Annotated in this window: 21 protein-coding genes and 1 riboswitch; of the genes, 7 read left to right on the top strand and 14 right to left on the bottom strand. The window is 73.3% G+C overall.

The window, feature by feature from the left end; translation table 11 throughout:
• On the bottom strand, positions 1-1672 hold a 1672-nt coding region (locus ACFP3U_RS23945; protein WP_380227723.1), incomplete at its 3' end, for an NB-ARC domain-containing protein.
• 400 nt (positions 1673-2072) lie between these two features.
• Between ACFP3U_RS23945 and ACFP3U_RS23950 the strand changes: the two genes are divergently transcribed.
• Positions 2073-3566: an RICIN domain-containing protein gene (locus ACFP3U_RS23950; RefSeq protein ID WP_380227690.1), complete on the top strand. Its 1494-nt coding sequence runs from the start codon at positions 2073-2075 to the stop codon at positions 3564-3566.
• 112 nt (positions 3567-3678) lie between these two features.
• Complete coding sequence (locus ACFP3U_RS23955) at positions 3679-5631, top strand: alpha-L-fucosidase (RefSeq protein ID WP_380227691.1); 1953 nt, start codon at positions 3679-3681, stop codon at positions 5629-5631.
• A 62-nt stretch (positions 5632-5693) separates the two neighbouring features.
• On the opposite strand, the gene ACFP3U_RS23960 is transcribed toward ACFP3U_RS23955, so the two are convergent.
• Positions 5694-6410, bottom strand: coding sequence for an SDR family oxidoreductase (locus ACFP3U_RS23960; protein WP_380227692.1), 717 nt, complete (start codon positions 6408-6410; stop codon positions 5694-5696).
• Between the two features lie 133 nt (positions 6411-6543).
• Between ACFP3U_RS23960 and ACFP3U_RS23965 the strand changes: the two genes are divergently transcribed.
• The 4 genes from ACFP3U_RS23965 to ACFP3U_RS23980 all read left to right on the top strand — a co-directional run bounded on the left by ACFP3U_RS23965 (position 6544) and on the right by ACFP3U_RS23980 (position 9655).
• The gene (locus ACFP3U_RS23965) at positions 6544-6999 is read left to right on the top strand and encodes a MerR family transcriptional regulator (protein ID WP_380227693.1); all 456 of its coding nucleotides are present in this window, start codon (positions 6544-6546) and stop codon (positions 6997-6999) included.
• 45 nt (positions 7000-7044) lie between these two features.
• The gene (locus tag ACFP3U_RS23970; RefSeq protein ID WP_380227694.1) at positions 7045-7620 is read left to right on the top strand and encodes a TetR/AcrR family transcriptional regulator; all 576 of its coding nucleotides are present in this window, start codon (positions 7045-7047) and stop codon (positions 7618-7620) included.
• Positions 7617-8510, top strand: a complete 894-nt coding sequence (locus tag ACFP3U_RS23975; protein ID WP_380227695.1) for an aldo/keto reductase — start codon at positions 7617-7619, stop codon at positions 8508-8510. Before ACFP3U_RS23970 ends, ACFP3U_RS23975 begins: the two co-directional genes overlap by 4 nt.
• Positions 8511-8635: 125 nt before the next feature.
• Positions 8636-9655: an NADPH:quinone reductase gene (locus tag ACFP3U_RS23980; RefSeq protein WP_380227696.1), complete on the top strand. Its 1020-nt coding sequence runs from the start codon at positions 8636-8638 to the stop codon at positions 9653-9655.
• 88 nt (positions 9656-9743) lie between these two features.
• On the opposite strand, the gene ACFP3U_RS23985 is transcribed toward ACFP3U_RS23980, so the two are convergent.
• From ACFP3U_RS23985 to ACFP3U_RS24025, 9 genes are all read right to left on the bottom strand, one after another.
• Positions 9744-10892: a GTP-binding protein gene (locus ACFP3U_RS23985; RefSeq protein WP_380227697.1), complete on the bottom strand. Its 1149-nt coding sequence runs from the start codon at positions 10890-10892 to the stop codon at positions 9744-9746.
• 62 nt (positions 10893-10954) lie between these two features.
• Entirely contained in the window at positions 10955-11812 is an 858-nt protein-coding gene (locus tag ACFP3U_RS23990; protein ID WP_380227698.1) for a metal ABC transporter permease, read from the bottom strand.
• Entirely contained in the window at positions 11809-12744 is a 936-nt protein-coding gene (locus tag ACFP3U_RS23995; RefSeq protein ID WP_380227699.1) for a metal ABC transporter permease, read from the bottom strand. Before ACFP3U_RS23995 ends, ACFP3U_RS23990 begins: the two co-directional genes overlap by 4 nt.
• Positions 12738-13619, bottom strand: coding sequence for a metal ABC transporter ATP-binding protein (locus ACFP3U_RS24000; RefSeq protein WP_380227700.1), 882 nt, complete (start codon positions 13617-13619; stop codon positions 12738-12740). Before ACFP3U_RS24000 ends, ACFP3U_RS23995 begins: the two co-directional genes overlap by 7 nt.
• Positions 13616-14566: a metal ABC transporter solute-binding protein, Zn/Mn family gene (locus ACFP3U_RS24005; RefSeq protein WP_380227701.1), complete on the bottom strand. Its 951-nt coding sequence runs from the start codon at positions 14564-14566 to the stop codon at positions 13616-13618. The genes ACFP3U_RS24000 and ACFP3U_RS24005 overlap by 4 nt, the downstream gene beginning before the upstream one ends.
• A gap of 97 nt (positions 14567-14663) precedes the next feature.
• A complete protein-coding gene (locus ACFP3U_RS24010) occupies positions 14664-15482 on the bottom strand; it encodes an ATP-binding cassette domain-containing protein (RefSeq protein ID WP_380227702.1) in 819 nt (272 codons plus the stop codon).
• A 46-nt stretch (positions 15483-15528) separates the two neighbouring features.
• A complete protein-coding gene (locus tag ACFP3U_RS24015) occupies positions 15529-16623 on the bottom strand; it encodes an ABC transporter ATP-binding protein (protein ID WP_380227703.1) in 1095 nt (364 codons plus the stop codon).
• A 29-nt stretch (positions 16624-16652) separates the two neighbouring features.
• Complete coding sequence (locus tag ACFP3U_RS24020) at positions 16653-18377, bottom strand: ABC transporter permease subunit (RefSeq protein WP_380227724.1); 1725 nt, start codon at positions 18375-18377, stop codon at positions 16653-16655.
• A 77-nt stretch (positions 18378-18454) separates the two neighbouring features.
• Entirely contained in the window at positions 18455-19945 is a 1491-nt protein-coding gene (locus ACFP3U_RS24025; protein ID WP_380227704.1) for an ABC transporter substrate-binding protein, read from the bottom strand.
• 179 nt (positions 19946-20124) lie between these two features.
• Positions 20125-20298, top strand: a riboswitch (M-box (ykoK) riboswitch).
• A gap of 334 nt (positions 20299-20632) precedes the next feature.
• On the opposite strand from ACFP3U_RS24025, the gene ACFP3U_RS24030 reads away from it, so the two are divergent.
• On the top strand, positions 20633-22276 hold the full coding sequence (locus ACFP3U_RS24030; RefSeq protein WP_380227705.1) for an NRAMP family divalent metal transporter: 1644 nt from the start codon (positions 20633-20635) through the stop codon (positions 22274-22276).
• A 100-nt stretch (positions 22277-22376) separates the two neighbouring features.
• Here ACFP3U_RS24030 and rpmF read toward each other — a convergent pair whose 3' ends face one another.
• The 3 genes from rpmF to ACFP3U_RS24045 form a co-directional block, all read right to left on the bottom strand.
• Positions 22377-22541, bottom strand: a complete 165-nt coding sequence (rpmF, locus tag ACFP3U_RS24035) for a 50S ribosomal protein L32 (RefSeq protein WP_380227706.1) — start codon at positions 22539-22541, stop codon at positions 22377-22379.
• 30 nt (positions 22542-22571) lie between these two features.
• Positions 22572-22811: a 30S ribosomal protein S18 gene (gene rpsR / locus ACFP3U_RS24040; protein ID WP_380227707.1), complete on the bottom strand. Its 240-nt coding sequence runs from the start codon at positions 22809-22811 to the stop codon at positions 22572-22574.
• Positions 22812-22886: 75 nt separating this feature from the next.
• Positions 22887-24074: a CobW family GTP-binding protein gene (locus tag ACFP3U_RS24045; RefSeq protein ID WP_380227708.1), complete on the bottom strand. Its 1188-nt coding sequence runs from the start codon at positions 24072-24074 to the stop codon at positions 22887-22889.
• Between the last annotated feature and the right edge of the window lie 4 nt (positions 24075-24078).

Raw genomic sequence — 24078 nt, forward strand, 5'->3', positions numbered from 1 at the left:
CAAGCACCCGCTCCAGCAGGCCGGTCACCTTACTGGTGCGACCCGCCTGGTAGTAGGAGACGGCGAGGTTGCCGCAGGCGAGCAGGGTGTCGCGGTGGTCGCCGCCGAGCAGCCGCTCGGCATCGGCTGCGAGGCGCTGCCAGTAGGCGACGGCGCCGCCGAACAGGCCGACCGCAGTGAGGCTGTGGCCCGCCGCAAACAGGACCGGGTGGCCGTCGGGCTGCCAGAGGAGGTCGCCGGCGTGGGCGGCGAGGGTGTCGGTGTTGGTGCGCAGGACGGCGGTCAGGTCGCGTGCGGTGTGCTCGTGTTCGGGCCAGATGTCCCGGAGGGCGTCGGCGGCGGCGTGGACGGTGGCGGGAATCTCGGTGTGGGGGGTGGTTTCGCGTGCGGCGCGGGCGGTCAGGGCGTGCAGGCGGACCGCGCGGTTGCTGTCGTGGGTGTCGTGGGTGAGGAGGGCGTAGTGGTGGAGCAGGCGTAGGGCGGCGCGGGCCTGGTCGGGTGTGACCGGGTCCGGGGCGGGGGTGCGGTGGGTGGTGAGGTAGTGGGTGACGGCTTCGGTGGCCCAGAGGGTGTCGGGGTGGCCGGCGGGGTCGAGGTGGGCGGCGAGGCGGATCGCGGGCGCGGCGAGGCCCACCGGTTCACGGCAGCCGGCGGCGTCGAGGGTCAGGAGCAGGGAGGTGGTGACCTGGCGGCCGTAGCCGTCGGTGTCCGCGCCCGGCGGCAGCAGGGCGGTCAGGCGTGAGGCGCGGTCGGTGAACAGGCCGAGATAGGTAGCGCAGTCCACGCCCTCGTTGATCACGTAGGCGGCGGCGTGGGCGAGGGCCAGCGGCAACAGGCCCAGCGTCTCGACGAGTTCGCCGGCGTGGTCGTCGAGGAGGTGGGCGGCGCCGGCGGCGGTGAACCGCTCGCCCAGGTAGCCGAGGGCCTCGTCCTCGCTGTAGGTGCCGATGTCGACGACGGCCCGGCCGCCGCCGGAGACCAGGGCGTCACGACGGCGAGTAGTGGCCAGCACCCGGCCGCGCTCCGTCGCCGGCGGACGGGGCCACCACGGCCCGGCGCCCTCCAGATCGGTGAGGTCGTCCAGGACCACCAGCCAGCTCCGGTCGGTGACGGCCAGCCAGTCCAGGAACACGCCCGCGTCGCTCTCCGCGTCCTGCCCGTCCGCGCCGGACGCACCCACCCGCTGCGCGGCCGTCGCGTACGCGGCGATGATCTGCGCGGTCTCGGCGGCGTTCACCCACACCAGTACGTCCACGCCCTCGGCGTGAGCCCGCCCGGCGCAGGCGGCGGCCAACTGCGACTTGCCGACGCCGCCGCCACCGGACAGGACCTGGGTGAGCACCACGGTGGTGTGCCGTTCCCGGGCCCGGTCGATCTCCTCGCGCAGGCCTGGGCGGGGCTGGAACGCGGACGCCAACGGCGGCACCGTCCCCACGCGTACCGGCCACGTCACCGGCCCGGGCGGCGGCTCGAGGTGGTTGTGGGTGTGGTTGACCGTCAGGTTCTCGGCTTGGTAGACGCCGCCATGGACGGGGCTGTTCTCGATCCGGTTGCTCACTTCGGTGCGCTCGACGTGGCTGCCCGCTCCGACGGCGGGGACCGAGGACGGCGTCCCCGCAGGCTCGCCGGGCGTGCCGGGCTTGCCGCGCCAGGACCAGCGGGGTGGGGTCATCGTCGGCTCCTGCTCAGCTCGATGCCGTGCATGCCGCCGCCGACGCGATCGACGCAGCCTCCACCACGGCAGCGTACTGCCGGCACACCCCCCACCGCGGCCAATCCCGCCAACCGCCCAGGGAAACTCGGCCACTCAAGAGACAGGCGACACATCCCATGTTTGACTCTGTCAGGTCCGGTCAAATCGCCTATATATCGGCGATTCAGCGCCGAAGGCCGTCATACCTCTGGACAAGCACCCGACCTATCCGCCTTAATCCATCCCATGTCATGAACGCCCCCAAGGACCAAGGACCACTGTGCGGCTCCACCCGCCGTTCGCCGGCCTCACGGACTCCACCACCGGCCACCCGGCCGTGACCGTGTCCCGCCGGCACACACCCTCACAGGAGAATCCGTTGTCCCACCGAACTTCACCCGACAGCCGGCCGGTCGGCCGGTGGCGTACCGCGCTCGCCGGGATTCTCGCCCTGCTCGGCGCCTTCGCGGCGGTGCTGCTGCCCGCCGTGGAGGCCCAGGCGGCCACCGTCTCCTTCACTCCAGGAGCCACCCGGACCGACCAGAACGGCAAGACGCTCCAACTGCACGGGCTGGGCATCGTCAAGGTGGGGAACACCTGGTACGGCTTCGGCGAGGAGAAGACCGGCACGACCAAGGCGGACACCTCGTTCCAGAGCATCCCCTGCTACACCTCCACCGACCTCGGTACCTGGACCTACCAGGGCGTGGCACTGGCCAGGCAGAGCAGCGGCGATCTGGGGCCGAACCGGATCGTCGAGCGGCCGAAGGTCATCTACAACGCGTCGACCGGCACGTTCGTGATGTACGTGCACATCGACAGCAGCGACTACTCCGACGCGAAGGTCGGCGTGGCCACCAGCAGCACCCCCTGCGGCCCGTACACCTACCGGGGCAGCTTCCGGCCGCTGGGCTACGTCAGCCGTGACCTGGGCCTGTTCCAGGAGGCCGACGGCACCGGCTACCTGCTGACCGAGGACCGCATCAACGGCGGCCTGCGGATCGACAGGCTCTCCGCCGACTACCTCTCGGTGGACAGCGCGGTCGCGCTCCTGGGCGGCGGCAGCATCGAGTCCCCGGCGATGGTCAAGGTCGGCGGCGTCTACTACATGTTGGGGTCGCACCTGACGGGCTGGAACCTCAACGACAACGTCTACGCCACCGCCACCTCCCTGAGCGGACCGTGGTCGGCCTGGAAGAACCTGGCCGCGCCCGGCACCAACACGTACGCCAGCCAGACGGCCAACATCATCACCGTCCAGGGCTCCGCGGGTACCACGTACGTCTACGCGGGTGACCGCTGGAACACCGACGACCTGGGCAACTCCCAGCTGATCTGGCTCCCGCTGACCATCCGGGGGACGACGGTGAACCTCGGCCAGTACCCCGCCTGGTCCCTCGACACCTCTGCGGGCACCTGGTCGGCCGGCAGCGGGATCCCCTCCCCCGGCACCTACACCCTCCGCAACGCGGCCAGTTCGATGCTGCTCGACGTGTCCGGCGCCTCCACCGCCAACGGCGCCGGGGTCGTCCAGTGGCCGGCGACCGGCGGTGCCAACCAGAAGTGGACGCTCAGCAGGGTGGCGGACAACATCTACACCCTGACCAGCGTCAACAGCGGACTCTGTCTGGAGGTCCCCGGCCACTCGACCGGCACCGGCGTGCAGCTGCAGCAGTGGACCTGCAACGGCGGCGTCAACCAGCAGTGGGCGCTGGACCTCACCGGCAGCCTGACCGGCAGCAAGTACGCGCTGGCCAACGTCGGCAGCGGCCTGATCCTCGGCACCGGCGGCTCGACCACCCAGGGAGCGGCGGTGCGCCAGGAGAACTCCGACCGTGCCAGTGCCGCCAGCCAGAACTGGACCCTGTCCTGACCCGCTGACAGCGCCGGGCCCGGCCGTCGACCGGCGTACCGGGCCGCCGACGCCGACGTCGACGTCGAAGACGTCGACACCATTGTTCAAGAACGAGCAGTAAGGACTCACCGTGCCGGATTCCCTCTCACCCAGGTCGGTGCTCGCCGATACGGCCGCCAGGACGGTCGCCGCCACGGTCGGCTCCGTCGGCCCGGTCGGCATGACGACGCCCGCGTACGCCGCGGCGGCCGCCGAGCCGCTGCCGCTGGCGCCCCTGCGGATCCCGGAGACCGACCTGGGCCTCGAACAGCAGCCGGACTCCAAGATCCAGTGGCTGCAGGACGCCAAGCTGGGCATGTTCATCCACTGGGGGCCGTACGCGGGCCCGGCCCGCGGCGAGTGGTACATGCACAGCGCCGCCGTCACCCCGGCGGACTACCGGAAGTACGTCGACGACGCGAGCAGCGAGCAGTTCACCGCCGACGCCTACGACCCGGCGGCCTGGGCCCAGTTGGCGAAGGACTTCGGGGCGAAGTACGCGACGCTCACCACCGCCCACCACGACGGCTTCGCGCTGTGGCCGCTGAACCACCCCGACGCCTGGCACTCCGGGCAGGCGCCGCTCAACCGCGACTTCGTCAAGGACTACGTCGCGGCGGTGCGGGCGGCCGGTCTGAAGGTCGGCTTCTACTACTCACCGCTCGACTGGCGCCACCCCGGCTACTACGACGTGACCGGCACCGACTGCGCGCCCAACCCCTGGGGTTACACCACCGATCCCGCGCACCAGGAGAACGCGCGGATCCTGAAGGACAAGGTGTACCAGGCGGTCAAGGAACTGGTCACCCAGTACGGCGTGATCGACGACCTGTGGTGGGACGGCGGCTGGATCGCGGAGCAGGGCACCGACGCGGACGGCGCGTTCTTCTGGGAGCCCGGCCGGTTCCGCGACGCCGCCAACACGTGGCAGGTGGACCCCTCCTACGGCGAGTCGGACGCCGACGGCAGGCCGCTGGGCCTGATGGGCACCGTCCGCAAGCACCAGCCCGACATCGTCACCACCTCGCGCTCCGGCTGGAGGGGCGACTACGACAGCGACGAGGGCCCGGCTGTCCCGAGCGGGGCGATCCGCACGGGCCGGCTGGTCGAGAAGGTCTTCAGTGTCTGCGGCCCGTGGGGCTACTCCGACGCCCCGGTCATGAGCTACGGCGACGTGATGGAGATCCTGGTCAACTGCTGGGTGCGGGACATGACCGTGATGGCCAACGTCGGCCCGGACCGGCACGGTACCGTCCCGGACGACCAGGCCGACCTGCTGCGGGAAGTCGGCGCCTTCATGACGACCTACGGCGAGTCGGTCTACGGCACCCGCGGCGGTCCGTGGAACCCGGTCGACGGCCAGTACGGCTTCACGTCCAAGGACGACACCTTCTACGTCCACCTGCTGCCCGGCTACGGCGGCACCTCGTTCACCACCCCGGCCGTCGGCGACGCGAAGGTCACCCGGGTCTTCGACGTGCGGTCCGGCGGCAGCCTCTCCTACAGCGTCAGCGCCGACGGCCGGGTCACCGTCACCGGCATCGACCGCACCACCCACCCCCAGGACAGCGTCATCGGCGTCGTCCTCGACCGGAGCGTGCAGCCGGGTGACATCGCCGTCGGCAGGACCGCGACCTCCGACAGCGAGGAGACGTCCAGGGGCAACACGGCGGCCAAGGCGGTCGACGGTGCCACCGCCACCCGCTGGTGCGCGAACGACGGCGGCACCGGCCACTGGCTGAAGGTCGACCTCGGCTCGACCCGTTCGCTGACCGGCACCCGGATCGCCTGGGAGCTGGACCGGACCAACTACCGGTACAGGATCGAGGCGTCCACCGACAACAGCGTGTGGACCACGGTGGCCGACCTCACCGCGACGACCAGCACCAGCCAGGTCCAGCTCGCCCAGTTCCGCACCCAGGCACGGTACGTGCGCGTCACCGTCACCGGGCTGCCGACCAACGTGTACGCGTCCATCCGCAACCTGGAGGTCTACGACCGGCCCTTCGGCGCGGACCAGGGCGCCGTCGGGCCCGCCCGCTGAGCGGGCGGGTGTCGTGAAGGGCCACCCCGGACGCCGTTCGGGGTGGCCCTTCACACGTACGGTCAGTTGCCCGGCGGCCGGCCGTACAGCTGCGCCGGGTCGCCGGCGAGGGCGGCCTTGACGAAACGGCTGGGGCCGTCGACCAGCACCTCGATGGCGCCCGCCTCCACGCCGTCGAGGGCGGCGCGTGCGACCTCCGCGGGGTCGATCTTGGGTGCGTCGCGCCCCGCCATCATGTCGGTGTCCGCGGCCCCCAGGTGGACGCCCTGGACGAGGGTCTGCTGGCCGGCGAGTTCGACGCGTACGCCGTTGGTCATGTTCCACTCCGCGGCCTTGGCCACCGAGTACGAGCCGGACCCTTCGGCGGTGGCCACCCACGACAGCACGGAGAGGATGTTGACGATCGCTCCCCCGCCGTTGGAGGCCAGGGCCGGGGCGAAGGCGCGGATGACCCTCAGGGTGCCGAAGAGGTGGGTCTCCAGATCCTGCCGGACCAGGTCCAGGTCGTCGGTCAGGAGCTGTCCGCCGGCGCTGATGCCGGCGTTGTTGACCAGCAGCGTGACGTCCCGCGCCGCCGCGGCCGCCGCCGCGATCGACTCCTCGTCCAGCAGGTCCAGGTGGAGCGGCGTGACCCGCGGGTCCAGGACGCCGATCGACTCCGGGCGGCGGGCGGTCGCGTAGACCTTCTCGGCCCCGCGCTCCAGCAGGTGCTCGACGAAGTGCCAACCGATCCCTCGGTTGGCCCCGGTCACGAGTGCGGTGGAACCGGCTATGTCCATGATCATTCCCTTTCTCGGGCGGGCGGGCGTACGGTCCGCCCCGCTCCGTGGCGCCTACGCTAAAACTTGACGTCGACGTGAAGTGCAAGTCGACGGTCGGCAGGCGGCGGCAGGACGAACAGAAGGAGTCGCGATGCGTATCGGCGAACTGGCCGACCGGGCCGGAGTCAGCACCCGGGCCCTGCGCTACTACGAGGAGCAGTCCCTGCTCGACCCCCGGCGCACCTCCGGCGGCCAGCGCCGCTACCCCGAGGCGGCCGTCGACCGGGTGAAGCTCATCCAGGAGCTCTACGCCGCCGGCCTCGGCAGCCGCCTCATCGCCGCGCTCCTGCCCGCCATCGACGCCCACTCCGTGGGACCGGAGCTGCTGGACCGCCTGATCCACGAGCGCGACCGCATCGAAGCGAGGACCGCCGAGCTGCAGGCCGCGGGCCGCAGGCTCGACGTCCTGATCGGACTCGCCACGCACCCGCACCCTGACACCGCGTCATGCCCGACCTCGCTCGACCCGGACCTCGACCCGGACCTCGCCCCGGACCCGAGCGGGGCGCGGCACAGCGGCCGCAAAAAGAATCTTCCTTCTGTATAGTGGTGGTCGTAAACAGAACCACCATTCCTTTTATAGGAGGGTTCAGTGCCGCGGCTCACCGATGCCCGGAAGGAACTCCGGCGTGCCCAGATCACCGAGGCCGCCGTCCGCTGCTTCAGCCGTAACGGCCTGGAGCGGACCTCGATCGCCGACATCACGGCCGAGTCCGGCCTCTCGACCGGATCGATCTACGCCCACTACCGCAACAAGGCCGACCTGGTCCAGGCCTCCGCCCAGGCGGTGCTCGCCAAGCGCGCCGAGGTCCTCGGCGACTACGCCGCGAGCGACACCCCGCCGGACCCCGACGAACTGCTCGCCCGCCTGGTCGCCGCGATCAACCCCGCCGAGGCCCGCGTCGGCGTGCAGACCTGGGGCGAGGCGACCACCAACCCGGCCATCCACGCCATCGTCGTCGACATGATCGACCGGATGCGCGCCATGGTGCGCGACTGCGTCACGGCCTGGCTGGTCAAGGTCGAGCGCCTCGCCCCGGCCGAGGCCCGGGAGCGCGCCCACCCGATCGCCGACCGGGTGCAGGACCTCTACCTGGCCCAGTTGCTGCTCACCGCCCTGAACTCACCGAACTCACCGAACTCACCGACCGAGGAAGCTTCGTCATGACCTCCCTGACCGCGCCCTTAGCCGGTCGTACCGTCCTCCGGGTCGGTTACGGCGCACTCCAGCTCGAACGCCTCCACCACCGCCGCGACGAGGCCGTCGCGCTGCTGCGCCGCGCGGTCGAGCTGGGCGTCGACCACGTGGACACCGCCCAGTTCTACGGCTACGGCTTCGCCAACGAGGTGATCCGCGAGACGCTGCGCCCCCAGGACGGCGTCCTGGTCGTCACCAAGGTCGGCGCCGACCCCGACCCGGGCGGGCCGCTGCCGCTGCGGCTGGCGCAGCGCCCCGAACAGCTGCGCGCCAGCGTCGAGTCCAACCTGCGTGCCCTCGGCCTCGACCAGCTCCCGGTGGTCAACCTCCGCCGCCTCGACACCGGCCCCGGCCTGCGCCCGGACGGCGATCAGGTGGTCGACCTCGACGACCAGCTCGCCGTCATGACCGCCCTGCGGGACGAGGGGAAGATCGGCGCGATCGGGCTGAGCAGCGTCACCGTCGACGGCCTGCGCCGCGCCCTGCCGGCCGGCATCGTCTGCGTGCAGAACGCCTACAGCCTCGTCTCCCGCGACGACGAGGAGCTGCTGGAGCTGTGCGCGGCCGAGGGCATCGCCTGGGTGCCGTTCTTCCCGCTCGGCGGGACCTTTCCGGGCCTGCCCAAGGCGACCGACGAGCCGGCGGTGCACGCCGTGGCCGAGGCCCTGGGCGTCACACCCTCCCAGGTCGGCCTCGCCTGGCTGCTCCACCACTCCCCCAACGTGCTGCTCATCCCCGGCACCGCCGACCTCGCCCACCTCGAAGCCAACATCGCGGCCGGTCGGGTCGGCTTCGACGCCGCGCAGCTCGCCACCCTCGACGCCGTCGAGTCCCGATCGGGCGACGTCCCGATCGGCTGACGTCCCGATCGGCTGAGGCGGAACCACAGGACCGGCAAAGGACCGGCGTCCGGTCGTCCGGTCGTCCGGCCGTGCTCCCGGCCGCCCCGGGAAGCCCGCACCCATCACGCTCCCAAGGACAGCCCATGAAGGCCATCATCTACCGCGACCACGGCGGCCCCGACGTGCTCCGGCTCGTCGACCGCGACCTGCCCCTGCCGGGCCCCGGCGAGGTCCGCGTCAAGGTCGCCGTGTCCGGGGTCAACCCGACCGACTGGCAGGCCCGTTCCCGCGCCGCTCACCCCAGGCCCTTCCCCGAGGCCACCCCGCACCTCGACGGCGCGGGCGTGATCGACACCGTGGGCGATGGAGTCGATCGCGGCCGGATCGGCGAACGGGTCTGGCTGTACATGGCCGCCGCCGGGCGGCCCACCGGCACCGCCGCCCAGTACACCGTGGTGCCCGCCGAACGGGCCGTGCCGCTGCCCGACGAGGCCGGTTTCGACCTCGGCGCCGCACTGGGCGTCCCCGCGCTCACCGCGCACCGCGCGCTCACCGTCGCCGAGGACGGACCGCACCGCCTGCGGCCCGGGGCGCTGGACGGCCGGGTCGTCCTCGCCGCGGGCGGGGCCGGGGCGGTCGGGCACGCGGTGATCCAGCTCGCCCGCTGGGCCGGCGCCACCGTGATCAGCACGGTCAGCGGCCCCGAGAAGGCCCGCCTGGCCACCGCCGCCGGCGCCCACCACGTGGTCAACTACCGCGCGGGCGACCCGGCCGCCGAGATCCGCGGGATCGCCCCGGACGGCGTCGACATCGTCGCCGAGGTGGCACTCGGCGCGAACCTCGCCCTGGACCTGGCCGTGCTGAAGACGCGGGGCACCATCGCGACCTACGCCAACGACGGCGGCAAGCCGGTCGAGCTGAACGTGCCGCAGAGCATGGTGCTGAACGCGCGCTTGCAGTTCCTGGTGCTCTACACGGCCGGTCCGGCGGCGCGCGCGGCGGCCGTCGAGGACGTCGCCGCCGCGGTGCGCGACGGAGCGCTGCCGGTCGGCGAGGAGCACGGCCTGCCGCTGGTCCGCTTCCCGCTGCAGCACACCGCCGACGCCCACCGAGCGGTGGAGAGCGGCGCGGTCGGCAAGGTGCTGGTCGACATCGCGTCCTGACGCAGCCCCCGAGCGTTGGGACGACGAAGGGGCGGTAGCCGCTCTCCCGGTGGCTACCGCCTCTCGGACAGTCGGGGCTCCGCCTCCGTCAAGCCGCCGATGCCTCCAGTGCGCAGGCGTCGTCCAGGCCGTGCGTCTCCCACTCCGGGAAGCGGTCGGCCGCCGGATCCACCGGCTCGCCCTCGGCCAGCAGGCAGGCGGCGAGCCGTTCGTGCAGGTCGGCCACCTTCAGGCCGGTGCCGATGAAGACCAGTTCCTGGCCCTGCCCGTCCGAGTGGACGCCGGCCGGTTCGAAGCGGGCCACCACGCCGGCCTGCGACCAGAGGCCGGTGACCTGCGGGCGGGTGGCCAGGTGGAAGAAGCCCTTGGAGCGGAGGATCCCGCCGTAGGCACCGCTGTCCAACTCCTCGGTGACGAACGCCCAGAGCCGGCCGGGGTGGAAGGGGCGGTCGGCGCGGAAGACGGTACTGGCGATGCCGTACTCCTCCGTCTCGGGGATGTGGTCGCCGTTGAGCTCGGCCACCCATCCGGGGGCCTGCTGGGCCCGTTCGACGTCGAAGCGGCCGGTGCCCAGCAACTCGGCCGGGTCCACGGCGCCGAAGCGGGCCGGCACGATCCGGGCGGCCGGGTTGAGCCGGGTGAGGGCCGCGCGCAACCGGACCGCGTCCTCCTCCCCCACCAGGTCGAGCTTGTTGACCACGATCACGTCGGCGAACTCGACCTGGTCGATCAGCAGATCGCTGACGGTCCGCTCGTCGTCCTCGTACTGGTCCAGCCCACGGGCGGTGAGCTCGTCGCCGCTCGCCAGCTCGGGCAGGAAGTTGGCGGCGTCCACGACCGTGACCATGGTGTCCAGGGTGGCGAGGTCGGTCAGGGTGGCGCCGTCGTCGCGGGCGAAGGAGAAGGTGGCGGCCACCGGCATGGGCTCGGAGATGCCGCTGGACTCGATCAGCAGGTAGTCGAAGCGGCCCTCGCGGGCGAGCCGGTCGACCTCCTCCAGCAGGTCGTCGCGCAGGGTGCAGCAGATGCAGCCGTTGGTCATCTCGACCAGCCGCTCCTCGGTGCGGGACAGCGCCGCGCCGCCGTCGCGGACCAGGGCGGCATCGATGTTGACCTCGCTCATGTCGTTGACGATGACGGCGACCCGCATCCCCGCACGGTTGTGCAGGACGTGGTTGAGCAGGGTGGTCTTTCCGGCGCCGAGGAAGCCGGAGAGCACGGTCACGGGCAGGGTCACGGGAGGTCGTCCTCTTCTGACGGGTCGGTGGTGCGGTGGGCTGCGGACGCCGACGCGTTCGGTCAGGCCGCCGCGTGGGCGGCCGGACGGGCCGCGGGCGCGGGTGCGGGGACGCGCCGGACGGCAAGCGCGGCGGCGTAGCAGGCGGTGGCCACCGCCATGACGGCGAAGCTCGGCGGCAGCACCGGGACGGCCGCGCTGAGCAGGAGCCCGCCCCAGACGTCCAGGACGGCGAGCCCGGCCGACAGGGCCAGGGCCCGGTACGGACGGTCCGTCAGCCGGACGGCCGTGCCGGCCGGCGCGGCCAGCAGGCCGAGCAGCAGCAGCGAGCCGACCGCCTGGGTGGCCTCGGCGGCGCAGGCGCCGACCAGGGCGAGGAAGCCGAGCCCGAGCGCGCCGGTCCGGACGCCCCGGGCGCGGGCGACGGCCTCGTCCAGGGTGGCGAAGAGCAGCGGGCGGGCCAGGACGATCATGGCGACCGCGATGCCGGCGGCGATCAGTACGGCGGTCAGCGTCCGCCCCCGGTCCAGACCGTAGATGGAGCCGAACAGGACGGAGATCCCGGCGTTGCCCTGGCTGCTGCTGCGGGTGGTCGTGTAGAGCGTGAGGAAGAAGACGCCGAGGCCCAGCACCCAGCTGAACAGGGCGCCGATGACCACGTCGTCGGGCCGGCCGCGGCGGCCCAGCAGGCCGAGCAGCAGGGCCGCCCCGACGGTCGCCGCGAAGAGCCCGATCCGCAGGTCGTAGCCGCCGGCCAGGGCGGCCATGGCGCCGGTGAACGCGACATGGCTGAGGGTGTCGCCGGTGAAGACCTGGGCGCGCAGCACCAGGAAGTACCCGACCAGGCCCGCGGCGAGCGCGATCGCGGTTCCGGCGAGCAGCGCGTGCTGGAAGAAGGCCTGGGAGAGGGTGGTGGTCATGCCGGGGCTCCGGTGGGCAGCGGGCCGCGCGCCCGGCCGGCGGCCGTACGCAGCGCGCGGCCGGCGTGGGCCAGGAGGTAGCCGGTGAAGGCGAAGGTGGTCACGAAGAATCCGAGGGGGTAGGGGTGGTAGTAGGCGGCGATCAGGCCCAGCCAGCTCGCCGCCAGCCCGAGCAGGACGGCGAGCAGCAGTCCGAGCAGGGGGCGGGCGGTGAGCACCTGGGCGGTGGCGGCGGGGATCACCAGCAGGGCGAAGACCAGCAGGCTGCCGGTGATCTGGCCGGCCTCGGCCGTCGCGGCGCCGAGCAGCAGCAGGAATCCGCCGCCCAGCAGCCGGACGGGTACGCCGCGGGCGGCGGCGACCTCGGGGTCGAGGGTGGCGAACAGCAGCGGGCGGCCGATCAGCGCGAGCACGGCGAGGACGGCGGCGCCGACGGCGGCGAGCAGCCGGACCTGGTCGTCGGTGATGCCGAGGAAGGTGCCGAAGAGCAGGGCCTGCGGGCCGCCGAGGGTGCCCCGGTAGAGGGTGACGAAGAGGAATCCGCAGGCGAGCGCGAAGGCCTGGAGGGTGCCGGTGGCGGCGGACTCCTGGATGCCTCCGGCCCCACCGCCGGCCCCACCGCCGGCCCGTCCGCCGTCCCGCAGCAGGGCGATGACCAGCGCGGTGGCCAGGCAGGCGCCGAGGTAGCCGGCGGTGGTGCTGACGCCGAGCAGGGTGGCGAGGGCGGCGCCGGGGAAGGCAACCACCGAGAGGGTGTGGCCGGCGAAGGTCTGGCGGCGCAGCACCATGAACCAGCCGACGGCCGGGGCGACGACGGCGACCACGGCGGCGGCTCGGAAGGCGTTGACCATGAAGGCGTAGGACCAGATGTCCCGCAGGTCGGCGAGCAGGTCCCAGCTGAAGACCGGGGCGGTGGATGCGGCTGTCAGCACGGTCCGCAGCTCCCCCGGTCCTCGGGGACGCCGACGACGACCAGCCGGTCCCCGGCGGTGTGCAGCACCTCGACGGGGGCGCCGTAGAGCCGGGTGAGCGTCCGGGAGGTGATGACCTCGGCGGGCGGGCCGGCCACGGCGCGGCCCTGGGCGAGGTACACGACCTGGTCGAGGTGGTGGAGGATCGGGTTGACGTCGTGGGCGACCATGGCCACCGAGACGCCGTCCTCGTGGCAGATCCGGCCGAGCAGGGCGGCGATCGCGCTCTGGTTGGGCAGGTCGAGGCTGTCGAGCGGTTCGTCGAGCAGCAGCAGCCGGGGCCGGGTGACCAATGCCTGGGCGAGCAGCAGCCGTTGCTGCTCACCGCCGGAGCACTGGCCGATCGGGCGGTGGGCGTAGCCGGTGGCGCCGACGAGTTCGACCACCTCGTCGACGCGCTGCCGTTCGGCGCGCCGGCGGGCGCGGCCGAGGCCCGGCAGCGGGACGCCCCAGCGGTGGCCGTCCAGGCCGAGGCGGACGACGTCGAGGCCGCGGATCCGGACGCCGGGGTCGAAGCTGCGGCGCTGCGGCAGGTAGCCGATGTCCGTGGGGTCCGGTGCCGTGACGTGGCCGGCGGCGGCCGGTACGGCGCCGAGCAGCAGTTTGACCAGGGTGGACTTGCCGACCCCGTTGGGGCCGAGGATCGCGGTGAACTCCCCGGCCCCGACGGTGAGATCGACGTCCGACCAGAGCGTGCGGCCGCCCACCCGGACGGCCGCGCCGCGCAGTTCCAGCACCGGGCGGCGGTCGGCGGTGGCCGGTGCCGGGGGCTGTGCGGGGATCGGTACCGGGGGCTGTGCGGGGATCACGGTGGCTTCGATCGGCGCGGTGGTCACTTGCCGGTCGCCTGCTTCAACGCGGCGGCGAGGCCCTGGAGTTCGGTGATCTGCCAGTCCTGGAAGGGGGCGTCGGCCGGGGTGGGGGTCTCGGTGACGGTGGCGACCGGGATGCCCTGGGCCTTGGCGGCGTCCACCTGGGCCTTGATGTCGGGGGTGTCGTTCTGCGTGTTGTAGACGTAGACCTTGATCTGCTTGCCCTTGATCTGGGCGTCGATGGCGGCCTTGTCGGCGGCGGTCGGGTCGGTGCCCTCGCTGGTGGCGTCGAGGAAGGACTCGGGGGTGAGCAGCTTGAGGCCAAGGCCCTCGGCGAGCGGGGTGACGATCGACTCGGAGGCGCCGATCGGGGTGTCCGCGTAGGTGGCCTTGATGTCGGCGACCAGCTTGTCGTAGGGGGCCAGGGTGCTGCCCAGGTAGGTGGCCTTCTGCTGGTCGAAGTAGGCGGCGTCGGCGGGGTCGAGCTTCTTGAGGTCGGCGGTGATCTGCTCGATCACCTTGTGGACGCTCTCCGGGGAGTACCACTGGTGCGGGTTGCCGCCCTCCTTGACGCCGACCAGGTCGCCGACCTTGAGCGCGCCGCGGCCGGTGGCGGGGTTGGCGGCGATCAGCTTGTCCGACCAGGCGTCGTAGCCGGCGCCGTTGGTGATGACGTACCGGGCGCCGGCGACGGTGCGGCCGTCGGCGGCGGTGGGCTCGTAGTCGTGCGGGTCGGCGTCCGGGTTGCTGATGATGCTGGTCACCTTGACGTGCTCGCCGCCCAGCTGGCCGGCTATCGACCCCCAGAAGCTCTCGGCGGCGGCCACCTGGACGACCGTGCCCCCGCTCTTGGCGTCGCCGGCCGGGGAGCCCTTCGCGGGTTCGGCGGAGCAGGCGCTGGTGCCGGCGAGCGCTGCCACGGCGAGGGCGAGGGCGATCCTGGCGGTGTGGGTGGGGGCGGTGATGCGCATGGTGGAGCTGCTCCTCAGGTGATGGGGTGGGCGACGTCCACACACTAGGTGGCAACGGTTTTCATATCCAGCTGATCCAGTTGCGATATGAAAATCATTACCGAACTTTGACTCGGCGGTCGGCCTGCGCCTGCCGATCCCCCGTCCGCGCGTACGCCAGCAGCTCCCGGGTGTACGGGTCGGCGGGGTCCTCGCACACCCCGCGTGCCGGGCCGCTCTCCACGATCCGGCCGGAGCGCATGACCGCGATCCGGTGCGCGACGTGCCGCACCAGGGCCAGGTCGTGGCAGATCAGGAGGTAGGCGAGGCCGAGGCGGTCCTGGAGGTCCGTGAGCAGGTTGAGCACCCCGGAGCGGACCGACGGGTCGAGGGCGGACACCGGCTCGTCCAACACCAGCAGCCGGGGGCCGCCGACCAGCGCCCTGGCGATGCCCACCCGCTGGCACTGGCCACCGGAGAGCTCGTGCGGCAGGCGGTCGCCGAGCGCCGCGTCCAGGCCGACCAGGTCGAGCAGCTCGGCGACCCGGCGCCGGTCCTCGGCGCGGTCCCGGCTCCCGTGCACACGCAGTGGCTCGGCGATCGCGTCGCGGACCCGCAGGCGAGGGCTGAGCGAGCCGTACGGGTCCTGGAAGACCGGCTGGATCAGGGGGCGGACGCGACGCAGGGCCGGTTCGTCGAGCGTGGTCAGCTCCTGGCCGTCGAACCGCACCCGGCCGGCGTCGGGCCGGCGCAGTTGGAGGACGGCGCTCGCGGTACTCGACTTCCCGCAGCCGGACTCGCCGATCAGCGCCAGCGTCTCACCGGCGGCCAGGTCGAAGGAGACCCCGTCCACGGCGCGGACGGGGGCGGCCCGGCGGCCCCGTCCGGGGTGCACGACGAGCAGGTCGCGGACGGAGAGGAGGGGTTCGGTGGTCAACTGGTCCTGCCTGGTGGGGTGGTGGGTGGGGCCGGGGCTCGCGGTCTCAGGCGGCGGCGGGTGCGGTGAACAGGTCGGCGGGCAGCCGGTGCCGGTGGTGGCAGGCGAGGGTGCGGCCGGGGGCCGGCCGGCCGGCTCGGGGCTCCTCGGTGCGGCAGCGGTCGGTGGCGAGCGGGCAGCGCGGGGCGAAGGCGCAGCCGGGCGGCAGCCGGTCGGGGGCGGGCGGGGCGCCGCCGATGGAGTGCAGACGGCGGTCGGTGGCGCGGTCGGGCGGGAGGGCGGCGAGCAGGCCGGCGGTGTACGGCGAGCGGGGGTCGGCGAGGACCTGCCCGGCCGGGCCGCTCTCGGCGAGCCGTCCGGCGTACAGCACGGCGACCCGGTCGGCGTGGGCGGCGACGATCCCGAGGTCGTGCGTGACCAGCAGCAGCGCCGCCCCGGTCGACTCGCGCAACTCGGCGAGGGTGCCCAGGACTTGGGCCTGGGCGCGCGGGTCGAGGGCGGTGGTCGGCTCGTCCGCGACGACCAGTTCGGGCCGGTTGACCATCGCCATCGCGATCGCCGCCCGCTGCCGCATACCGCCGGAGAACTCGTGCGGGTACGCCCGCGCCCGGGCCGCCGGGATGCCGACCTGCTCCAGCGCGGCGGCGGCCAACCGCTCGGCCTCGCGCCGCCCGGCGCGCCGGACCGACCGTACGGCGAAGGCCAGTTGGTCGCCGACGGTGTGCACCGGGCTGAGCACGGCGAGGGCGTCCTGCGGTACGAGGGCGATCCGGCGGCCCCACAGGCGGCGGTACAACGCCCTGGGGGCGCCGACCAGTTCGTCGCCGCCCAGCCGGGCGCTGCCGGTGACCCGGGCGCTCGCCGGGGCGAGGCCGAGCAGGGCCAGCGCGGTCAGCGACTTCCCGGCGCCGGACTCGCCGACCAGGGCCAGCGCCTCGCCCGGCGCGAGCTCGAACGAGACGCCTCGGACGGCCGGGAGCGTCCGCCGGCCGTCGGCGAGGGTCACGGCCAAGTCCCGTACGGCGAGCAGCGGTTCGGTGGCGGTGGCGGGTGCGGTCGCGTGGGCGGCTCGCGGGCCTCGCTTCCCGTCCTGGAGTGGTCCGAGCGGGTTCGGCTTGGTGAAGGAGCGTTGGAGAGTCATCGGTTCCGGGTGTCCAGGGGGCGAGGTGGTCACGTTCGGCGTCCTCGGGGTCGGGCCAGTCCGGCCGGGGTGGTGGCCAGGGCACTGAGCAGGGCGAGGGCGACCGCCGGGGCGAGGGCCGCCCAGGGGGCGCGTTCGAGGTAGGGCCGGGACTCGTCGATCAGCAGGCCCCACTCGGGTGCGGGCGGCTGGGCGCCGAGGCCGAGGAAGCCGAGCGAGGCGAGGGCCAGGGCGATGCCCGGCAGTCGGAGGACGGCGTGCCGGGCGACGGGTCCGGCCACGGCGGGCAGGACGTGCCGGGTGAGGATCCACCACGGGGTGGCGCCGACGGCCCGCTGGGCGGTGAGGTGCCCGGCGGCGCGGGTCTCCTGGACCAGGGAGGCGGCGTGAGCGGCCAACGGCGGCCAGGAGACCAGGGCCACCGCGATCGAGGCCCCGGCGGTGCCGGGGCCGAGGGCGGCGGCGACCAGGATGCCGACGATCACCGGCGGCAGCGCGTTGGCGACGTCGACGAGCCCGCCGGTCAGCTCGGGCAGGAAGCCCAGGAGCAGTGCGACGAGGTAGCTGACCAGGCAGACCGCCAGCGCCACCCCGAGGGTGGCCGCCGCACCGTGGCCGAGCCGGGCCAGCACGTCCCGCCCGAGGCCGTCCGCGCCGAGCGGGTACCGCGGGGACGGCGGCGCCAGCCGGGCGCCGGTGTCCACGGTGTACGGATCGCGCAGCAGCCCCCAGCCGACGGCCGCGCCGAGCAGGGCGGCGAGCAGCGCGGCCGCCGCCGTCACCCGCCGGGACCGGACCGGGCGGGGCGGGGGCGGCAGCGCCAGGGCCGCGTCACGCAGGCCCGGGCCGGTCAGCTCGCGGGCGGCGAGCCTGGCCAGGGCCCCGGCGAGCAGGCCGAGCAGCAGCATGGCCAGCAGCGCGCCCTGGAGCAGCGGGAGGTCCTGCGACTTGGCCGCGCCGAGCGTGGTCCGGCCGATGCCCGGCACCGCGAACACCGCCTCCACCGCGACCGCACCGCCGACCAGGCCCACCGCGACCAGCCCGAACTGCGGTACCAGGGAGGGCAGTACGCGACGCAGCAGGGCCGGACCGATCAGCCGGGGCCGGGTGCCGCTCGCCCGCCACAGGCCGACCCAGCGCTCGCCGAGCACGGCGGGCAGCGCGTCCGCGACCAGTCGGCCGAGCAGCGCCCCGGCCGGTACGCCGAGCGCCAGCGCGGGCAGCACCAGGTACTCGGGGCCGCGCCACCCGGAGGTGGGCAGCAGTCGGAGCCAGACCCCGAGGACGAGCAACAGTGCGGTGGCGAGCAGGAATTCGGGCACCGCGACCAGCATCGCGCCGAGCCGTCCGCCGCCCGTCCGGGGCTCGGCGTCGCCCCGGGCGGCCCGGACCAGGACCGGCCCGCTCAGCGCGGCCGCCAGCAGCAGCGCCACCAGCAGGGCCGCGCCCATCAGGGCGAGCGAGACGCCGAGCCCGGAGAGCACCGAGGGCAGCACGGGGGTGCCGGAGACCCACGAGTCGCCGAACTCGCCGCGCGCCACGCCGGCCGCCCAGCGGCCGAGCAGGGCGAGCGGTCCGCCGTCCAGACCGAGGTCGGCCCGGACGGCGGCCAGTGCCTCGGGCGTCGCCTCCTGCTCGGCCGAGCGGGCCCGGAGCACCGCCAGCGCCGGATCGGCCCCGGCGAGCCGGGGCAGCAGTCCGACGGCCGCCAGCACGGCGGCCAGCGCGAGGGCGCGGGCGGCGCCGCGGACCAGGGCGGAGCGGAGGCGGACGCTGCGAAGGCGGGCGCCGTGGATACGGGCGGAGCGCCCCGGAGTACCGTGCACGGCGGTCACTTCAGATGGGTGTCGAGGGTGACCAGCCGGCGCTCGCGCGGGTCCCGGGCCGCACCGGTGAGGGCGGCGGAGCTGCCCTGGATCACCCGCTCGTGCAGCATCGGGACGGCGGCGTCGGTGTTGAGCACCGCGCTCTCGGCGTCCAGGACCGCCGCACGGCGCTCGTCCCCGGGCTCGGCGGCCTCCGCCAGGGCTATCGCGCGGTCCACCGCCGGGTCGCGGAGCCGGGAGAGGTTGAACGAGCCTTCGGAGCCGAAGTCGCTGCGCAGGTAGGCGACCGGGTCGCCGGAGTCGAGCACGGTGGCGCGGGACAGCACGAAGGCGTCGAACTTGCCCGCCAGCGCGTCCTTCTCGATGTTGGCGTACTCGCGGACGTCGAGTTGGACGGTGAACCCGGCGTGCTGGAGCTGCTGCTGGAGGGCGGCGGCGACCTCGGGCAGCTCGGCCCGGTCGGTGAAGGTGCCGATGGTGACCGTCTGCCCGCTCGGGGTCGCCGGGGCGGTCGGCGCCGTCCGGCCCCGGCGCTTGGCGGCCCACGGCAGAGCCGGCCCCAGCAGGCCCGCGGCGGCGTCGGCCCGGCCCTCGTACACGCCCCGGACCAGCGAGCCGGTGTCGATCGCGGCCCGGGCCGCGGCCCGCAGGCCGGGGTCGGCGAAGACCCCGCGCGAGGTGTTGAGGTACAGCGTGTTGGTGCGCGGCATCGGCACCTCGCTGAGCCGCTCGGGCGGGACCAGCGCGGCCTGGGAGACCGGTACGGACTCGACCAGGTCGGCCTCGCCGCTGCGCAGGGCGGCCGCCCGGGCGGTGCCGTCCGGGACGAACGAGACGTCGATCCCGGCGGCCTTTGCCCGGCCGCCCCAGTAGTGCTCGTTCCGGTCGAGGACGGCGGAGGAGGTGCCGTTGACGGACTTGAGCACGAAGGCCCCGGTGCCGGCGCCGACCGGGTTGACGGTCTTTCCGGTGTAGGCCCGCTCGGCGAGGATCGACAGCTGGGGGGAGGACAGCCGCTGCGGGAGGAGCGGGTCGGCGGCGGCGGTGGTCACGGTGACGGTGTCGCCCTGGGCGGCGGTGGTGGTGAGGGTGACACCGTCCAGGATGCGCGGCTTGGGCGCGGCGGAGGCGGCGGCGTCCAGCGAGCGCTTCACGGCGGTGGCGGTCAGCTCGGTGCCGTCGTGGAACTTGACGGCCTTGCGGATGGTGAACTCCCAGGTGGTGGGGTTGGTCCTGGTCCAGGAGGCGGCGAGGGCCGGCTCGGCGTCGCCGTCGGCGTCGAGGTTGACCAGGGTCTCGGCGGCGCTCCAGCGGGAGAGCTTGAAGGCGTCGTCGCTGAGCGGCGAGAGCGCCGAGCGGGGCGGCTGCATCATCACGAGCCTGATCCGCCGGTCGGCGGAGTCCGTGGAGCCGGTGTCGGCGGCGAAACAGCCGCTGAGCAGCAGGGCGGCGGCGGCGGCGAGGGCGGCGGGGGGAAGGAGCTTGTGGTGGGACACCCGAGGAAATTAGCAGACGATAATCATTTTCAACAAGCCGATGGAGCGGGCGTCGCCGGGCTCGCCACCGCCGCCACCTGCGCGTTGCCCTGCCCACAGTTCGGTCAAGGGGAGTCAAGCTTGGGCAAATACGGTCAGCCGGACGCTCGGGCTGATCTAGGCTTGCGGAGGTTTGAAAGAAGGCACCTCGTTCGGTGAGGCTTCTTCACGGACACAGGCCACTGACCCGACGACGTCGAGAGACGCCCAGGTTCAGGACAGATCTTCCCGACTTAAGGGTTGATCCCAAGTGGCTTCCCCAGCGCGGGGATTACGCCGTGAAGTGCCAAAGCTCTGACGAGTTGGGGTGTACCGGTCCCTGCTGGCTCCTGCTGGTTTCCCGCGGTTCCCGCGGGCCGGTCCGCTCCTTGCCGTGTCGATGCGGCGCACACCTGGTGCGCCCCGGCCGGAAGGAGGCGAGAGACATGGATTCGAGTTGCAGTAGTCCGGGCCACAAACGGGCCCCCGTCCGCCTGTCCTCGTACTCCCCCGGCACGCGGTAACCACCTTCCCTACGCGCCTTTCGACGCGCCCTCGCTCCCGCACGGCCTCGCGCCGTCGTGGGTCGCCGTGGTGCGCGCGCTCGTAGGGGGGATCGCTGCTGCGTGCCCCCGACCTCCCCCTGCCAGGGGGTCAGGAAGGCACGTCATGACCAATGTGATGCTCGACAAGACGATTCCCACGCCGCGCGCGGCGGTGCTGGACGACGCCCACCTGGGCGACATCAAGGGTGCGCTCGGCACCATCCGCCTGGACGACACCGCGCCGCGCCGAGGCCTGTCCGCCAAGCTCAAGACCCTGCTGGCGATCATCGGCCCCGGCCTGATCGTGATGGTCGGCGACAACGACGCCGGCGCCTTCGCGACCTACGGCCAGGCCGGCCAGAACTACGGCACCCACCTGCTGTGGACGCTGCTCCTGCTCATCCCCGTGCTGTACGTCAACCAGGAGATGGTGCTGCGGCTCGGCGCGGTGACCGGGGTCGGGCACGCCCGCCTCATCCTGGAGCGGTTCGGCAGGTTCTGGGGCGCGTTCTCGGTGATCGACCTGTTCCTGCTGAACGCGCTGACCCTGGTGACGGAGTTCATCGGCATCACGCTGGCGGCCGGCTACCTGGGCCTGCCGAAGGTCGCCGCGGTGGTCCTGGCGGCCGCGATCATCATCGCCTCCGCCTTCACCGGATCCTTCCGGCGCTTCGAGCGGATCGCCATGGCCCTGTGCGCGGGCTCGCTGCTGCTGGTGCCGATCTACTTCCTCGTCCACCCGAAGCCCTCGCAGATGGTCCGCGACTTCGTGGTACCCGGCATCCCGGGCGGCAGCGGCGAACTCGCCTCCGTGATGCTGCTGGTCATCGCGATCGTCGGCACCACCGTCGCCCCCTGGCAGCTGTTCTTCCAGCAGTCCTACGTCATCGACAAGCGCATCACCCCGCGCTTCATGAGGTACGAGAAGGCCGACCTGGTCATCGGCATCGCCGTGGTCGTGATCGGCGCCGCCGCACTGATGGGCATGACCGCCGCCGCCTTCGCCGGCACCGACGGCTTCGGCCGGTTCACCGACACCGCGGGAGTCGCCCACGGCCTCGCCGCGCACGCGGGCAAGCTCGCCGGAGTGCTGTTCGCCATCGCCCTGCTGGACGCCTCGATCATCGGCGCGTTCGCCGTCTCCCTCTCCACCGCGTACGCGCTCGGCGACGTCCTGGGCATGAAGCACTCGCTGCACCGCGGGGTCGGCGGCGCCAAGGGCTTCTACGCCGTCTACGCCGGACTCGTCATCGCCGCGGCGGCCATCGTGCTGATCCCCGGCTCGCCGCTGGGCCTGCTCACCGAGGGCGTCCAGACCCTCGCCGGCGTGCTGCTGCCCTCCGCCACCGTGTTCCTGCTGCTGCTGTGCAACGACAAGCAGGTGCTCGGGCCGTGGGTGAACGGCCCGAAGACCAACGCCTTCACCGCCGCCGTGGTCGGCGTCCTGGTCACCCTGTCGGTTGTTCTGACCGCCGCCGTGCTCTTCCCGGACATCAGCGCGGACAGCATCCTGCGGATCATGGCCGCCTGCGGCGTCGCCGGAGTGCTCGCGGCCGGGTACTCCTTCACCCGGCGGCGCACCGCCACGAAGGAGGACCCGATCGACCGCACCGGCCGCGACACCTGGCGGATGCCCCCGCTGGAGACCCTCACCAAGCCCGCCATGTCCACCGCGCGCAAGATCGGCATGGGCGCGCTGCGGACGTACCTGCTCATCGCGATGATCCTCGTCATCGTCAAGATCGTCCAGGTCGCGCTCACCACCTGACCGCGGCCCCCGCCGGGGCGGCGAACGGCTCTGTACGAAGGGGGCGCCGTAGCTACTGGCTACGGCGCCCCCTTCGTGTCGGCTGCGGCAGTGGCCGCGGCTACGGGGTGAGCAGTCCCCGCTCGTAGGCGCGCACCAGGCGGCGGGGCACCAGGTGCTCGCGGCCGTCGAGGACGACGGGCACCAGTTCCGGCGTGGTCGCCTTCCACTGGGCGCGGCGGTGGCGGGTGTTGCTGCGGGACATCTTCCGCTTGGGGACGGCCATCGGGGGTCTCCTCCTGGTGGATCGGGGGTGTTACGAGAGGTGGGCGTACGGCAGCAGTGCCATCTCGCGGGCGTTCTTGATGGCGCGGGCCATCGCCTTCTGCTGCTGGACGGTCAGGCGGGTGACCCGCCGGCTGCGGATCTTGCCGCGGTCGGATATGAACTTCCGCAGCAGGTTGGTGTCCTTGTAGTCGACGTAGGTGATGCCCGCCTCGATCAGCGGGTTCGGGCGAGGCTTGGCGGGTCGGCCGGGGCCCGGGCGCTTGGCCATGTGAGGATGGTCCTTCCTCGGTTCGGGGTTCGCAGGTCGGGTTCGCAGAGCGGGTCCGCAGGTCGGGTTCGCCGGTCAGGCGACCGGTTCCAGCAGGTCTTCGAAGGCGTCCGGAAGGGCCTTCCAGCCCTGCTCGCCGGCCATCAGCTCGGCGTCGGTGAGCAGGCAGGAGTCGAGCAGCTCGACGATGCCGTCCACGTCCAAACCTTCGGCGGTGAAGCTGAGTTGCTGCACCCGGTCGCCGTACTGCGGGTTCCAGTCGAGCGCGGCGGCGGCGCGGCGCTCGGGCGGGTACAGCTCCCAGGCCGCGTCCGGCAGCGAGGCCAGCCAGGGCCCGCACTCCTCGACGGCGAGGTTGGCGCCGGCCGCGTCCCAGGCGAGCAGCAGGTCGGGCCGGTTGGCCAGCCAGAAGCGGCCGCGGCTGCGCTGGGCGGCGGGGACGAGCAGTTCCAGCGCGTCGTGCAGCCGCTCGGGGTGGAGCGGGCGGTGACGCTCCCAGACCAGGGTGGCCACGCCCGCCTCGTCGTGCTGCTGCGGGAGCAGCGCGATCGCCGGGTTGACCCGGTCGCGGGCGGCGGCGACGCCGAAGCCGCCGAGCGCCGCGCGGACCAGCGAGCCGCCGTCGAGCCGTACGGTCCGTGCGGTGGGGTGCAGTTGGCGCAGCATGGCCAGTCCGGCCAGCCGTTCGGGTGCGTCGCCCTCCGGCCCGGCGCCCGGGACGGCCAGCACGGTGGCGTACTCCAGCTGGTGGGCCAGCGCCTCGGCCCGCGTCCGGGAGTCGTCGGCGCAGGTGTGCAGGCCGTGCTCGGACAGCTCGTCCGACACGGACAGCTCGCCGAGCACCCTCAGCGGGTCCACCGCGCAGACCACGCCCGCGAGTTCGACCACCTCGTGCATGCACCGCCCGGCCGCCTCACCGCCGGCCAGCACCTCGACCGCCGAGTGCGGGTCGCTTCCGCCCCACAGCTCGACGATCGCCAGGCCGTACCGCTGCTCGTCCGCGATCCGGACCAGCTCCGGCAGCAGGTCCACGCGCAGGGCGCAGCACGGGCAGTCGTTGGTGAGTGGGACGTCGGCCCGGGCGAACGGGCCTCGGGTGTCGCGCAGTTCGCGGTGGACGGTGCCGAGCGGGGCGTCGCTCAGGTCGTGGTGGAGGACCACCGCGTCGACGCAGCCCGCCAGGAGTTCGTCGACGGCGCGGCGGCGCTCCTCCTCGTGCAGTCCGGTCACCACGACGACCGGCAGCTTGGTGTCGTCGGACACGTCT

The sequence above is a fragment of the Kitasatospora misakiensis genome (genome assembly GCF_042656005.1).
Classification (GTDB): domain Bacteria; phylum Actinomycetota; class Actinomycetes; order Streptomycetales; family Streptomycetaceae; genus Kitasatospora; species Kitasatospora misakiensis.